Annotated in this window: 14 protein-coding genes; 10 read left to right on the top strand and 4 right to left on the bottom strand. The window is 34.9% G+C overall.

Annotation, left to right across the window (positions count from 1 at the left end; all coding sequences use genetic code 11):
• Window positions 1-142 precede the first annotated feature (142 nt).
• The 6 genes from BUE84_RS24255 (at window position 143) to tsaB (ending at window position 4,279) form a co-directional block, all read left to right on the top strand.
• Window positions 143-409 (top strand): hypothetical protein, encoded by a 267-nt coding sequence (locus BUE84_RS24255; protein WP_145953321.1) that lies wholly within the window; start codon window positions 143-145, stop codon window positions 407-409.
• A 244-nt stretch (window positions 410-653) separates the two neighbouring features.
• Window positions 654-1,340, top strand: coding sequence for a LysE family translocator (locus BUE84_RS23205; RefSeq protein ID WP_034694031.1), 687 nt, complete (start codon window positions 654-656; stop codon window positions 1,338-1,340).
• On the top strand, window positions 1,337-2,266 hold the full coding sequence (locus tag BUE84_RS23200) for an LD-carboxypeptidase (RefSeq protein ID WP_079243684.1): 930 nt from the start codon (window positions 1,337-1,339) through the stop codon (window positions 2,264-2,266). Before BUE84_RS23205 ends, BUE84_RS23200 begins: the two co-directional genes overlap by 4 nt.
• 47 nt (window positions 2,267-2,313) lie before the next feature.
• The gene (locus BUE84_RS23195; protein WP_079243683.1) at window positions 2,314-2,685 is read left to right on the top strand and encodes a YraN family protein; all 372 of its coding nucleotides are present in this window, start codon (window positions 2,314-2,316) and stop codon (window positions 2,683-2,685) included.
• A gap of 82 nt (window positions 2,686-2,767) precedes the next feature.
• Window positions 2,768-3,517 (top strand): SDR family NAD(P)-dependent oxidoreductase, encoded by a 750-nt coding sequence (locus tag BUE84_RS23190; RefSeq protein ID WP_079243682.1) that lies wholly within the window; start codon window positions 2,768-2,770, stop codon window positions 3,515-3,517.
• Between the two features lie 81 nt (window positions 3,518-3,598).
• Window positions 3,599-4,279 carry a tRNA (adenosine(37)-N6)-threonylcarbamoyltransferase complex dimerization subunit type 1 TsaB gene (gene tsaB, locus BUE84_RS23185; protein ID WP_079243681.1) on the top strand — a complete coding sequence of 227 codons (681 nt, stop codon included), beginning with the start codon at window positions 3,599-3,601 and terminating at the stop codon, window positions 4,277-4,279.
• A gap of 17 nt (window positions 4,280-4,296) precedes the next feature.
• Here tsaB and BUE84_RS23180 read toward each other — a convergent pair whose 3' ends face one another.
• The 4 genes from BUE84_RS23180 to BUE84_RS23165 form a co-directional block, all read right to left on the bottom strand.
• On the bottom strand, window positions 4,297-6,855 hold the full coding sequence (locus BUE84_RS23180; RefSeq protein WP_079243680.1) for a tetratricopeptide repeat protein: 2,559 nt from the start codon (window positions 6,853-6,855) through the stop codon (window positions 4,297-4,299).
• Between the two features lie 148 nt (window positions 6,856-7,003).
• Window positions 7,004-7,567: a Maf family nucleotide pyrophosphatase gene (locus tag BUE84_RS23175; protein WP_079243679.1), complete on the bottom strand. Its 564-nt coding sequence runs from the start codon at window positions 7,565-7,567 to the stop codon at window positions 7,004-7,006.
• A gap of 8 nt (window positions 7,568-7,575) precedes the next feature.
• Window positions 7,576-8,094 carry a KdsC family phosphatase gene (locus BUE84_RS23170; protein ID WP_034694018.1) on the bottom strand — a complete coding sequence of 173 codons (519 nt, stop codon included), beginning with the start codon at window positions 8,092-8,094 and terminating at the stop codon, window positions 7,576-7,578.
• Complete coding sequence (locus BUE84_RS23165; protein ID WP_079243678.1) at window positions 8,084-8,833, bottom strand: Rossmann-like and DUF2520 domain-containing protein; 750 nt, start codon at window positions 8,831-8,833, stop codon at window positions 8,084-8,086. The genes BUE84_RS23170 and BUE84_RS23165 overlap by 11 nt, the downstream gene beginning before the upstream one ends.
• A gap of 180 nt (window positions 8,834-9,013) precedes the next feature.
• On the opposite strand from BUE84_RS23165, the gene BUE84_RS23160 reads away from it, so the two are divergent.
• The 4 genes from BUE84_RS23160 (at window position 9,014) to BUE84_RS23145 (ending at window position 11,763) form a co-directional block, all read left to right on the top strand.
• On the top strand, window positions 9,014-9,565 hold the full coding sequence (locus tag BUE84_RS23160) for an RNA polymerase sigma factor (protein WP_034694015.1): 552 nt from the start codon (window positions 9,014-9,016) through the stop codon (window positions 9,563-9,565).
• A gap of 16 nt (window positions 9,566-9,581) precedes the next feature.
• Complete coding sequence (locus BUE84_RS23155) at window positions 9,582-10,124, top strand: hypothetical protein (protein ID WP_079243677.1); 543 nt, start codon at window positions 9,582-9,584, stop codon at window positions 10,122-10,124.
• Between the two features lie 6 nt (window positions 10,125-10,130).
• The gene (locus BUE84_RS23150; RefSeq protein ID WP_034694012.1) at window positions 10,131-10,643 is read left to right on the top strand and encodes a hypothetical protein; all 513 of its coding nucleotides are present in this window, start codon (window positions 10,131-10,133) and stop codon (window positions 10,641-10,643) included.
• A 100-nt stretch (window positions 10,644-10,743) separates the two neighbouring features.
• Window positions 10,744-11,763 carry a hypothetical protein gene (locus BUE84_RS23145; protein WP_079243676.1) on the top strand — a complete coding sequence of 340 codons (1,020 nt, stop codon included), beginning with the start codon at window positions 10,744-10,746 and terminating at the stop codon, window positions 11,761-11,763.
• Window positions 11,764-11,804: the final 41 nt, after the last annotated feature.

Below are 11,804 nucleotides of genomic sequence, written 5' to 3'. Positions count from 1 at the left end.
TATAATCGTCCTTGTATTCATATGTAATATTTTAATCAAAAGAAATATTATTAATATTGATAAACAAGGAAAAAAATACTTTTTTGCAGTTACATTTCCACAGATAGTCAATGCATTTTTTTTGATCAATTATGTTACAGGAATGAATCCGACTAAAGAAACATACTGTTTCAGATGTATGGTTTCGGAGGTTGGGAGTGTACGCAGTCATCAGAAAGGTAAAACTACTTACGTTTATTTGAGTGGAAACGCCTACGAATATTCTTATATGACAAGAAGCTTTTTGATTGATTATAAAAGAATGCTGTTTAAGAATCAGGTTATCTATACCTTTGAAAGAGGTATTTTTGGTCTTAAAATCAGAAAAGATTTCGAATTTGTTTTTAATGAAAACTGTTTGGAAAAATAAAAAAAGATTGCTGAACGTATTCAGTAAAATTATAATAAAAAAGAGGTTGTTTCGAAATGGAACGACCTCTTTTTTTTTAGAAAAAAACGTATAATAAACGCTCCTCTCCTATTTCTTAAAATTTTTACATTAAAGTCTGATTAAAATCTACTTGATATATCACAACTTTATTGAATAATTAAATCATAAAGTCTAACTTTGTATTAAACGAAATGAATTTTTATTCATTTTAAAACACCACTTAATGCTAGAACTTGTACTATCTGCCATCATATTAGGATTTATGCTGAGCCTGGTTTTCATAGGACCTATTTTTTTCCTGTTAATTGAAACCAGCTTTTCCAGAGGCCCCAGACATGCCTTATCACTGGATCTTGGTGTGATTACTGCAGATTTATTATGCATTGTAGCGGCGTATTATGCCAGTACAGATATTGTTTCTTTAATTGATAAACATCCGGGTTTCTACAGGATCACCTCTATTCTTATTTTCATCTATGGAATTGTGATGCTGGTGACCAAAACCAAAATGCACATGCCGGGAGAAGAAAAGATCATTGGCCAAAATTATATTAAGACCTTTTTCAATGGTTTTTTCTTTAATCTTTTGAATGTTGGAGTCATCCTTTTCTGGCTGGTAACGGTAATTTCCGTAAGGAATCAATATCCGGACACCAGCAGTTTTATTTTATACATCAGCATAGTACTGGCCACTTACCTGTCTATAGATCTTGCCAAGATATTTCTTGCCAAGCAATTTCATGATAAATTAACACAAAAACTAGCCAACCAAATCAGAAGAGTTGTTGGCTGTATTCTTATTATCTTCAGTTTCTTTATTTTCCTGCAGAGTTTCAAAAAGTTCAACCAATTTGAAAAACAACTGGAGGAAGCAGAAAAGAAAGAAGTAAAATATCAAAAAACAAAATGAAAAAAATGATCTTTCCAAAGTCTCTTAAAAAAGGAGACAAAATAGCTGTTATTTCCCCTGCAGGAGCAGTAGATGCTACTCAACTGGAAAAGGGAATAGAAATGATTAAAAGCAGAGGTTTTGAACCCGTTCTCGGAGAACATCTCTACACTAAATTTTCAAACGGATATAATTATGCCGGAACAGAAAAGGAAAGAACAAAAGATATCAACTGGGCCTTAAACGATACGGAAATAAGAGCTGTATGGGCTTCGAGAGGTGGATATGGTTGCCAGCATCTGATCCAGCACCTGACACTGAAAAATTTTACAGAAAACCCGAAATGGTACATTGGATATTCCGATAATACAGTGATCCAGAGTTATCTGATGAAAAAAGGTTTTGTTTCCATCCATGGGCAAACCATCAAAACATCCAGCTTTGGAGTTACAGATGAAAGCTATGATCTGATCTTTGATATCCTTAAAGGCAAAAAGCCTAAATACAGCCTTAAATCTCACCCTTTGAACAAAAAAGGGAATATTCAGGGAGAATTGGTTGGAGGAAATTTAGCCCTTATCTATGCCCTTCTGGGAACCAAATATTCTTTTGACTTTAAAGACAAGATTCTGTTTATCGAAGATATCGGAGAAAACTTCTATGCACTGGACCGTATGATCATGAGTCTGGAGCTGGCAGGTGTCTTCAATAAAATCAAAGGACTCATCGTTGGCGGAATGACCAATATGGGAGATGAAAAGGAAAATAACAGCTATGAAGAAAGTTTTGATGAGTTTGTTTATAAACTGATCTCGGACAGAATTTCAAAGTATAATTTCCCGGTAGTATTTGCCTTCCCGAATGGACATATTAAAGACAACAGGCCACTTTTAATCGGTGCAATCGTGAAAATGAAAGTGGATACTAAAGTAAAAATAGATTTTTAAAGTAGCACTACTCTCCTATCCTATCTCCAAACTCTTAACTATACAATATGGCTCATCATAATGATTTTGGAAAAATAGCAGAGAATCTTGCTGCTGATTATCTTCAGAAAAATGGCTATAAAATCCTTATCAGAAACTATCGTTTTAAACAAAACGAAATTGATATCATTGCTGAAAAAGATAATCTGATTATTATCGTGGAAGTGAAAGCAAGATCTACCGATGCTTTTATGCTTCCTCAGGAGGCTGTAACAAAAACAAAGATAAAATCTATTGTCTCTGCAGCCGATCATTATATGGAGGAATTTAATAAAGATCAGGAAGTCAGATTTGATATTATTTCCGTTCTTCCTGATGATAACAAAAACTTAATCATTGACCATATCAAAGATGCTTTTCAGGCCTTTGATGCAAATTAATAAATCAATACAACAATGTTTGAATGTAACAGAATCATGACACTGATAGAGGAGTGCATTCAGACATTTAACAACCAATTTTATGAAGACAATATTGATCACCGGAGCCACTTCTGGCATAGGTAAAGCCACTGCAGAACTTTTTGCAAAACAAGGAAACAGAATTATTATTTGTGGAAGGAGAAATGAGGTGCTGGAATCTGTAAAAACAGAGCTTTCTCAATTTACCGAAATATTTAGTTTAATGTTTGATGTAAGAAATCTTGAAGAAGTGGAAGCAGCCATTAATTCCCTTCCTGAAAACTGGAAAGAGATTGATGTTCTGATTAATAACGCAGGGAATGCTCACGGGTTAGATCCTCTATCAGCAGGTAAAACAGATGACTGGGATTCTATGATTGACGGAAATGTAAAGGGATTACTCTATGTTTCTAAAATGATTATTCCAATTATGAAAACTAAAAATTTAGGTCATATTGTAAATATCAGTTCTGTTGCAGCAAGACAAACCTATGCGAATGGAGTAGTGTACTGTGCAACGAAGAAAGCAGTAGACGTTATTTCGGAAGGAATGAGATTGGAGCTTACCGAATTTGGAATCAAAGTAACCAACATCCAGCCTGGTGCTGTAGAAACAGATTTCTCTTTGATAAGATTCAAAGGTGACAGTGAGAAGGCTTCAACTGTATATGCAGGTTATGAACCTTTGAAGGCAGAAGATATTGCTGATGCTATTGCTTACTGTGTGAATGCACCGAAACACGTTACCATTTCAGATATGACCATCTATCCAAGCGCTCAGGCTGAACCAAGAACGATTTATAGAAAATAGTCCAAAATAATGGAGTAAATTTGCAGAATATTAAATGCGATTTTGCTTTTGCAATATTGCTGTTTAGCTTAAAACAAAAAAATGAAAATTCTATATCTGGAAACATCATCCAAGAACTGTTCAGTAGCCATATCAGACAATGAGAAGCTATTATGCCTTTGTGAAGAAGTTTCTGAAAACTATAAACAATCCGAAAGTCTTCACACCTATGTAGAATGGGCATTGGAAGGAGCGGGTATTTCGCTTAAAGATATTGAAGCCGTTTCTTTAGGAAAAGGTCCCGGATCTTATACCGGCTTAAGAATCGGAGCAGCCTCAGCAAAAGGATTTTGTTATGGACTGAAAGTTCCTCTGGTAGCAGTAAACTCTCTTGAAAGCATCATAGAGCCTTTTTTAGGCGATAACTATGACTTTATAGCGCCATTGGTGGATGCAAGGAGAATGGAAGTGTATACGGCCGTTTACGACGGTAAAACAGGGGAGGAGTTATCAAAGACCGAAGCTAAGATTTTAGATGAAACTTCTTTTGAAGAATTTAAAGATAAAAAAGTTCTGTTTGTAGGGGATGGTGCTAAAAAAGCAAAAGAGATTCTGAATCTCCCTGATGCTGTTTTTAAAGAAGATGTTTATCCTTCTGCACAATATCTCATCAGAAAGACTCTGGAGAAAATACGAAACAAAGAATTTGAAGATATGGCTTATTTTGAGCCTTTTTATCTCAAAGATTTCCATGGAGTAAAGAAAAAGAAAAGCGAAGAATAAATCTTCGCTTTTTTATTTTATTGAGGTCTTGGCGGGATCTTCGATCCTGATTTTGTGTCATTAGGTTTTTTAGGATTTTGTGGTTGCCCCGGACTTGCCTGTTGAACCGTATTTATATTATCCAGCTTCTGTATTTTTCCACTGTTCATTTGTGGAACTCCTGTATTTTGGGTGTTAGGTTGTGCAGGTGCTCCTGATGGTTGTTGAGGAATAGTATTTCCTTTATTGTCCGTTGCCTGGAAGCTAAGGTCACTTCTCAGATAATTCAGCATTTCTTTAGCTCTTATCCCTTCAGGTGTTTTGGAATAATTCAGGGCAATCTGTTCCAGCTGCAGAATCATAACTTCCTTTCCACTTGATTTTCCTGCATTGAAAGCATTTAATAAATACAGCTTAGGAACAAGAGCATCTTTCGGAAACTTCTGAATCGTCTGATCTATAATATCTTTACTTTCTGCAAACTTTTCGGATTCAAATAGTGCATAAGCCTTTTTGTATTCGTTTTCAACTTCTTCGGTTGATTTTACAAATGACTTGTTCTTAGGATTTCTGGCAAATTCTGCGTAAGAAGTATAAGGGTAATCAGCCAAGAGAATTTGTTTCGCTCTTTCAGAAGCCTGTGGATTTTTCTCATAATTCATGGCAAAAATCTCATACAGTGCCTGTAGCATTACTTTTTCTTCCGGTTTTACATCTACAAGATCATAAAGCGTTTTCGTAGCCAGTGGAGTATTGGTAAAATAATTCTGATACATAATTCCCAGACCTAATGAAGCAGTATCTCTGTCCTTTTTTAACTGAGATAATTTTCCCTGATCTGTAGGAATCTGTTCAATATAATACGCAGGCTCAAAACGTCTTGGATTAGGCGCAGAGGTTACTCCTAACGCTTCGTTTTTCATATCTTCAATAGAGGCCATTTTTTTGGAAGAACGCCAGTTATCAGCAAGAGCACGGTCTCCCCAGATTTGCTTAAATGAAGAGGTACCTTTGCTTACCGTTCCTGAATTGCTGAAATAAAAACCTTTTGTAGTTATTCCAAAATCCTCAAAAGAATTGCCGCTATTGGCAAAAATAGAATTGGCACTATAATCTCCGGTATCAAAACCTTTACTTCTTTCTGCACGTCTTCTTTCCTGTTCTTCTTTCTCTTCTTTGATCTTTAGTTTGGCAATATATTTTGTGAAATAATCTGTTTTTTGGCCATCATTCATCTTTGCCAGAGAAAGAATACTGTCATTCTTTTTAATAAGATAGTAGTTTTTGGAAATCTTTTTAATATACTCAGATTGATCCTTTAACAGAATTTTTGAAGGTTCATAAGTCATGACAGCAAGCGCAGAATCATAATAACTTCCGGCTCCGATATAATCATTCTTATCAAGGTAGCTTTTTCCTATTTCATAATAAGCCAATCCGCGGATCTGAGGATCAGAAACCTTTTCAAAAAGAGATTTTCTGAAGAATTGCTGAGCTTCATCTTTTTTACCAGCTTTATTGGCCATTAACCCTAAAGCATAGTAAAATTCATTTTTTCTTGAGCCATACATTCCTTTTTTACTGATTCCTTCCAGATAATTTTTTGCGCCGGCATAGTCACCTTTACCGTTAAAAGTTTTTGCAATGGCAACCTGAGATTTTACTTCAAATTCGAAATCACTGGCATATTTATACGCTGCAGCATAGCTTTCTCTTGCTTTATCATTCTGGTTCAGATTTTCCAGAACCTGACCTCTCAGATAAGCGATTCTACTCTTCAGTTTTCTGTTGCTATTCAGTTCAAAAGCATTATCAAGTTCTTTGGCTGCCTCTTCTTTCTTACCGGCATCAAGCAAAGATTCAGAATAATAAATGCTGAGTAATTTTGCATAGCTTTTACTGATATCTTCACTTTTCAGTTTGGCAAAAGTTTCATGGGCCCTGTGATAATCTTTGATTTTATCATAAGCAAGACCCTGATAAATTCTTGCGAGTGCAATCCTTTTATCATCTTTCATACGGGTGAAAACATAATTCAGAGCATCAAGTGCCTCAAGAGATTTACCCCGATAAATTCTTGCCTGAGCAAGGATCATGTAGGCATCAAAAATCTGTTTATTTTTCTCTTCACCATTTCTGGTTACAGAATATTTATTGATTGCTTTTAAAGCTTTTGCTTCTGCAATTTCCAGCGTAGTAGCTCCTTTAGCCTGTTCTCCGTCAGGTCTTGAAGGGCCGCCTCCCGGAGGTCCTCCAGGGATATTCGGAACTCCTGAATTACCTCTTCCTGAAGGTTTGTTGGCTACTTCAGCCATCTTCATAGAATTTTCGGCAAAAGCCTCAGTCTGTCCAAGATCACTTCCCAAAGGCTGTTCTTCGTAAGTCAGAATAGGAATATAGGGAGCATAAAAGTTGTCCTTATGCCCTTTGTCTCTGGTGGTAAACTCACTGTTTAATGCATCTTTTGCATTAAATAATGTGTTATAATATGTGGAAAATCCTTTCAATACTCTTGAACGCTGCTCCGGCTTTTTTGTTTTGGTAGCACATGAAGCAACAAGACATATGACTAAAAGGAATAATATATTCTTTTTCATTATTCAATATAACTCGCTAATCTGCTTTTTATTATCAGCAGTTTGATGATTTTGTAAAAATAATAAAATTTTATAATGAATAATATTTATATTTCTTCAGGAAGTATTTTATTTCTTCTTTAATGAGCGTTTTGAACCAAATAATCTTTTAAATAAGAGAAGATTCTTTCAGAATTTTATAAACAAGATGGGTAGGAAGTCCCATAATAGTATAATAGCTTCCTGTAAGGCTTGTGATCTTTGCCATTCCCAGCCATTCCTGAACACCATAACTGCCGGCTTTATCAAAAGGCTTATAATTCTGAATATAATAGTTTATTTCTTCATCTGAAAGTTTGTCCAGAGTAACATCCGCTACATCTGTTTCTGTGAAAGACTTATTGGCTGTTTTGATGGTAATTCCCGTGTAGACCTGATGCGTTCTTCCCGAAAGACTTTGAAGCATGGTAAAAGCGTTTTCTTCATCTTTAGGTTTTCCCAGAATCTGATTATCGATGGCAACTATGGTATCAGCAGTCAGGAGCACTTCATCAGTCTCCAGATTTCTGAAAGCCGATGCTTTTAAGTCAGAAAGATAAGCTGCAGCTTCTTCTATTTTGATATTTTCCGGAATAATTTCTTCGCAGTCTATTTTTACGACCTCAAATTCAAAACCAAGGCTGGAAAGAAGTTCTTTTCTCCTTGGGGATTGTGATGCTAAAAGTAATTTCATACAGATACTTATACAGATTGAGTATTATCGTCGTGCCAGTTTCCCTGAACTTTCATTACCTGTTCAATTACATCACGAACTGCACCCGTTCCTCCTTTTTTAGGGGAAATATAATCGGAAATTCCTTTTACTTCCGGAACCGCATTTTCAGGACATGCTGCAATGGCTGAACTTTCCATGATATGAATATCCGGAAGATCATCACCCATGGTAAGAATTTCTTCATTTTTAAGATTATATTTTTTCTTAAAGTCTTCGAAATCATCTATTTTATTGTGAGACTTCGGATAGTAATCCTGAATACCCAGATAATTGATTCTGTGTTTTACCATTTCATCATTTCCTCCTGTAATAACACCGATTAAATAATTGTTTTTTAAAGCTTTTACTACCGCATATCCGTCCAGAACATTCATTACCCTGCACATATTTCCTCCCGGAAGAAGATAAACACTTCCGTCTGTGAAAACTCCGTCAACATCAAATACAAATGCTTTAATATCTTTTAATTTCTCTTTATAGCTCATACATTTTCTGAATAGAATGATTCATTGTTTTATAAATTTCAAGACTTTCGTCTTTTAATAATTGTTCATGCAGCTGTAAAATCCTTATATCATTTCTTACTGCCGGACCTGTTTGTGCCGTTTTGGGCTCAATTTCATGAATTTTCTGAACCGTTTCATCAATGAGCGGTAAGAAATAATCAAACGGAATATCCTGGGAATCTGAAATTTCTTTAGCTCTTGAAAAAAGATGATTCACAAAATTACAGGCAAAAACAGCTGTCAGGTGAATATATTTTCTTTTTTCATGATTGCTTTCCATTACTCTTTCCGAAATCTTTGAAGCGAGATCAAACAATATTTTTTGATCTTTTTCATTTTCCCCTTCTATAAAAAAAGGAATTTTTTCATATTCCAGTTCTTTGGATTTTGAAAACGTCTGTAAAGGGTAGAAGCAGGATTTTCTATACTCACCAGCAAGAACTTCTTTTGGCAGAGATCCAGAGGTATGGGCAACCAGACAATCTTTTTTGGTAATAATTTTCGAGACTTCTTCTACAGAATGATCACTTACACAAAGAATATAAAGATCTGCTTCTTCCAGATGATCTGTGGAATAAGGAATATTTAATTCTTCAGAAATTTTACCTAATTCTTTTTCGTTCCTCCCAAAAACCTGAGCCAGAGGAATACCTTTCAAAGTGAAAGCTTTTGCCATATGATAAGCTACATTCCCGGAACCGATGATTACAATTTGCATATAACAAATATAAGATTTTAAGCTGAGCCGGGAAAGGAAGAGACTTCAGAAATCCTGTACTTCAATATAGGCACGTTTATTGCGTAAGTGTCTCATATTATTTTTAATATTTACATTGAAAATTGAATTTTTAATTTAACTTTCAGCTATTTTTGTAATCCAAAACAATGAAGGCATCTTATGAAGATTAAGGACGCGGAAATTATTTCGTTGATGCAGAATCCACGGACCCAGGATAAAGGGGTTCGTGCCTTGATGGACGCCTATCAAAGCAGATTGTACTGGCACATAAGAAGAATTATTGTGGACGGAGATCTTGCACAGGATACTCTGCAGGAAACTTTTATTAAAGCATATCAGAATTTTCATCAGTTCAAAAATGATAGCCAGTTGTATACCTGGTTGTACAGAATCGCTACCAACGAAGCGTTACAGCAGGTCAACAAAATGAAAAAAATGCAGAAAACTGATGAGGATCCGGAGTATCATATGCAGAATCTTGTTGCAGATAATACAGAAGGTGATGCTGAAGAAATACAGATTTTACTGCAGAACGCTATACAGAGCCTGCCCGAAAAGCAGAAACTGGTATTTATGATGCGGTATTATGATGACTTACCTTACGAAGAAATATCAAAAATTGTAGATATGTCGGTAGGGACGTTGAAAACGAATTATCATTATGCCAAACAGAAAATAGAAGATTATATTAAAGAAAATTACGAAAAATAATTTTTGACCAACAAAGATGAAAGAGTTCGACATAGAAAAATTAGAGCGTAAAAACATTTACACAGTTCCTGATAATATGTTTGAAAATATTCAGGAGAGCGTTATGAATGATATAAAGACAAGTAAAAAAGCACCTGTCTTTAAGCTGAATTGGATGTATGCAGCAGCTGCATCGCTGGCTTTGATTTTTGGAGCAACTTATGTTTTTAATTCAGATAAAGATTCCACAGAACAAATCCTGAACTCTAAAACAACCTATGTTGCCAATAACGGAGAGCCCAAAACAGAAAGCGAGCTGGCTTATGAAACTTTAAAATCTGATTTAACTTCTGTTGAAAATAATAATCAAACAGTTGAAAATCAAAAAAATAGCAATGTTTACGCTTCTAAAGGGGTAATTGAAACTAAAAAAACAACAGAGAGCCCTAAACCGGTGAAAACTGTAAAGAAAAAAGAAGAAACACGAATGAATGAATATCTGGACTCGTTTTCTAATTCTGAAATTGCAGAGTTAGCAAGTAATTCGACTCAGGACGTTTATTTGGATATTTATAATTAAAAGAAAATGAAAAAGATATTATTGACTTTTTTGATTATTTATGGCTTTGGATTAAATGCCCAAAGAACAGATTATGATTGGAAAAAGATGGATCCTAAACAAAGGAAAGAAGTCATCAATAATCTTTCTCCGGAAGAGAGAAAAGATCTCCTGAAGAAATTCAGGAACAATATGATCATGGATAATCTGAATGTTGATCCGGATGATAAAGCAGAATTTACACAATTGTATAACGAATATCTGGATAGCCAGAAGCAGATAAAAAGTCAGTTTAATTCCAACTTTGATCCCGAAACTTTATCAGATGACGAAGCGAAAGCTAAACTGCAGCAAAGTTTTGAAGTAGGGCAGAAGCTATTGGATAACAGGAAAAAATATGCAGATAAAATGCAGCAGGTAATTCCCTGTCAAAAAGTTCTGAAATTATTTCAATCCGAAAAGATGATGAAGGATAAAATGGATGAAAGAAAACCTCACGGAAATAATAACAATGCTTCCGGAACTAAACAGAACCCATAATAGTTTATTTTTTTAATGTTGGACGGCTCTTCCAGATTTTTTCTGTGAGAGCCGTTTAATTTTACAACAAAAAAAATTATTTTTACCCCAAAGTTTATCTATGAAAAAAGTACTTTTCTTTTTATTGTTTTCGATCGTATTATGGGGTCAGAAAATAGAAACAATTGATCTTTCAAAATCTATTAAAGACAGCAAAAACTCTATCAAAAGTTTTACGGTGATAGATCAAAGAGCCATTCAGGAAATCGGAATGGTCATGTATCATAAGGATGAAGTGAAAGTTGTTTTCGAAAATAATGCAGGCAAAGACATACAGGATTGGTTTTATAAGTACAATCCGACACGAGGAAATAATGATATGGTTTTTTTGCTTGAAAATTTAAGTATTTCAGAAGATAAGAAGGAAAAGTACTCTATCGGAAAGCTTGAACTAAAGGCAAGTACATTTATTAAGAAAGAAGACGGATATCATTTTATAGATAGAATAGACACTATCGCAACCGTCTCATCACGTACAACACCTTATCTGGCACAAAGCCTTGCAAGAAAAGTGACTTTAATTCTTACTGATCTTTTTAAAGACTCCTATAAAGCAAGCCCTTGGGAACTTAGCATTTCAGAAAATGATTTTCCTGATTATGTCTCTGTATTAAAAGAAAAACTGAGTATTCTAAAAGCAAATGAACTTAAAGAAGGGGTTTACAAAGACTATTACAGCTTTTTTACTCACAATCCTGAACCTGGATTTACTTTGCAGGCTAATGATAAGGGAATCGTTACAAAGGCCTTAAAAGGAGATGAAAAAACAGCAATAAGACATTTCTATGCTTTTGTCTATAAGGGCATAGCGTACAAAAATATTCCTGTAGGTTACACTGAGATTTTCAAAGATGATCATGGAGTTTTTATAGAGGTAACAAAAGCAGAATTATTTCCTGAAACGGCTACAACCGGCGTTACAATTGGTGCTGCTGCAGGTGGTTTGATTGGTGGCGTTATTGGTGCAGTGATAGATGTCAGTTTATCAGGCAAAAGAAAGAATACTATAGGACCTAAAGTTTATCTTGATCCTTTTACTGGAAATTACCTGTTACCGGAAGACTTTGGCAAAACAAAATAATATTTGAAAAGAGGGAAAATTTTTCCTCTTTTCTTATTGTT

Source organism: Chryseobacterium indologenes, from assembly GCF_002025665.1.
Lineage (GTDB): Bacteria > Bacteroidota > Bacteroidia > Flavobacteriales > Weeksellaceae > Chryseobacterium > Chryseobacterium metallicongregator.
Note: the sequence above shows the minus strand (reverse complement) of the source record. Positions and strands in the feature narration are given on the sequence as shown.

Coding starts and splice junctions, on each gene's coding strand:
- BUE84_RS23145 (WP_079243676.1), top strand. CDS start 10,744: ATGAAAAAAGTACTTTTCTTTTTATTGTTTTCGATCGTATTATGGGGT.
- BUE84_RS23175 (WP_079243679.1), bottom strand. CDS start 7,567: ATGAAATTACTTTTAGCATCACAATCCCCAAGGAGAAAAGAACTTCTT.
- BUE84_RS23150 (WP_034694012.1), top strand. CDS start 10,131: ATGAAAAAGATATTATTGACTTTTTTGATTATTTATGGCTTTGGATTA.
- BUE84_RS23180 (WP_079243680.1), bottom strand. CDS start 6,855: ATGAAAAAGAATATATTATTCCTTTTAGTCATATGTCTTGTTGCTTCA.
- BUE84_RS24255 (WP_145953321.1), top strand. CDS start 143: ATGAATCCGACTAAAGAAACATACTGTTTCAGATGTATGGTTTCGGAG.
- BUE84_RS23160 (WP_034694015.1), top strand. CDS start 9,014: ATGAAGATTAAGGACGCGGAAATTATTTCGTTGATGCAGAATCCACGG.
- BUE84_RS23195 (WP_079243683.1), top strand. CDS start 2,314: ATGGCTCATCATAATGATTTTGGAAAAATAGCAGAGAATCTTGCTGCT.
- BUE84_RS23165 (WP_079243678.1), bottom strand. CDS start 8,833: ATGCAAATTGTAATCATCGGTTCCGGGAATGTAGCTTATCATATGGCA.
- BUE84_RS23200 (WP_079243684.1), top strand. CDS start 1,337: ATGAAAAAAATGATCTTTCCAAAGTCTCTTAAAAAAGGAGACAAAATA.
- BUE84_RS23190 (WP_079243682.1), top strand. CDS start 2,768: ATGAAGACAATATTGATCACCGGAGCCACTTCTGGCATAGGTAAAGCC.
- tsaB (WP_079243681.1), top strand. CDS start 3,599: ATGAAAATTCTATATCTGGAAACATCATCCAAGAACTGTTCAGTAGCC.
- BUE84_RS23155 (WP_079243677.1), top strand. CDS start 9,582: ATGAAAGAGTTCGACATAGAAAAATTAGAGCGTAAAAACATTTACACA.
- BUE84_RS23205 (WP_034694031.1), top strand. CDS start 654: ATGCTAGAACTTGTACTATCTGCCATCATATTAGGATTTATGCTGAGC.
- BUE84_RS23170 (WP_034694018.1), bottom strand. CDS start 8,094: ATGAGCTATAAAGAGAAATTAAAAGATATTAAAGCATTTGTATTTGAT.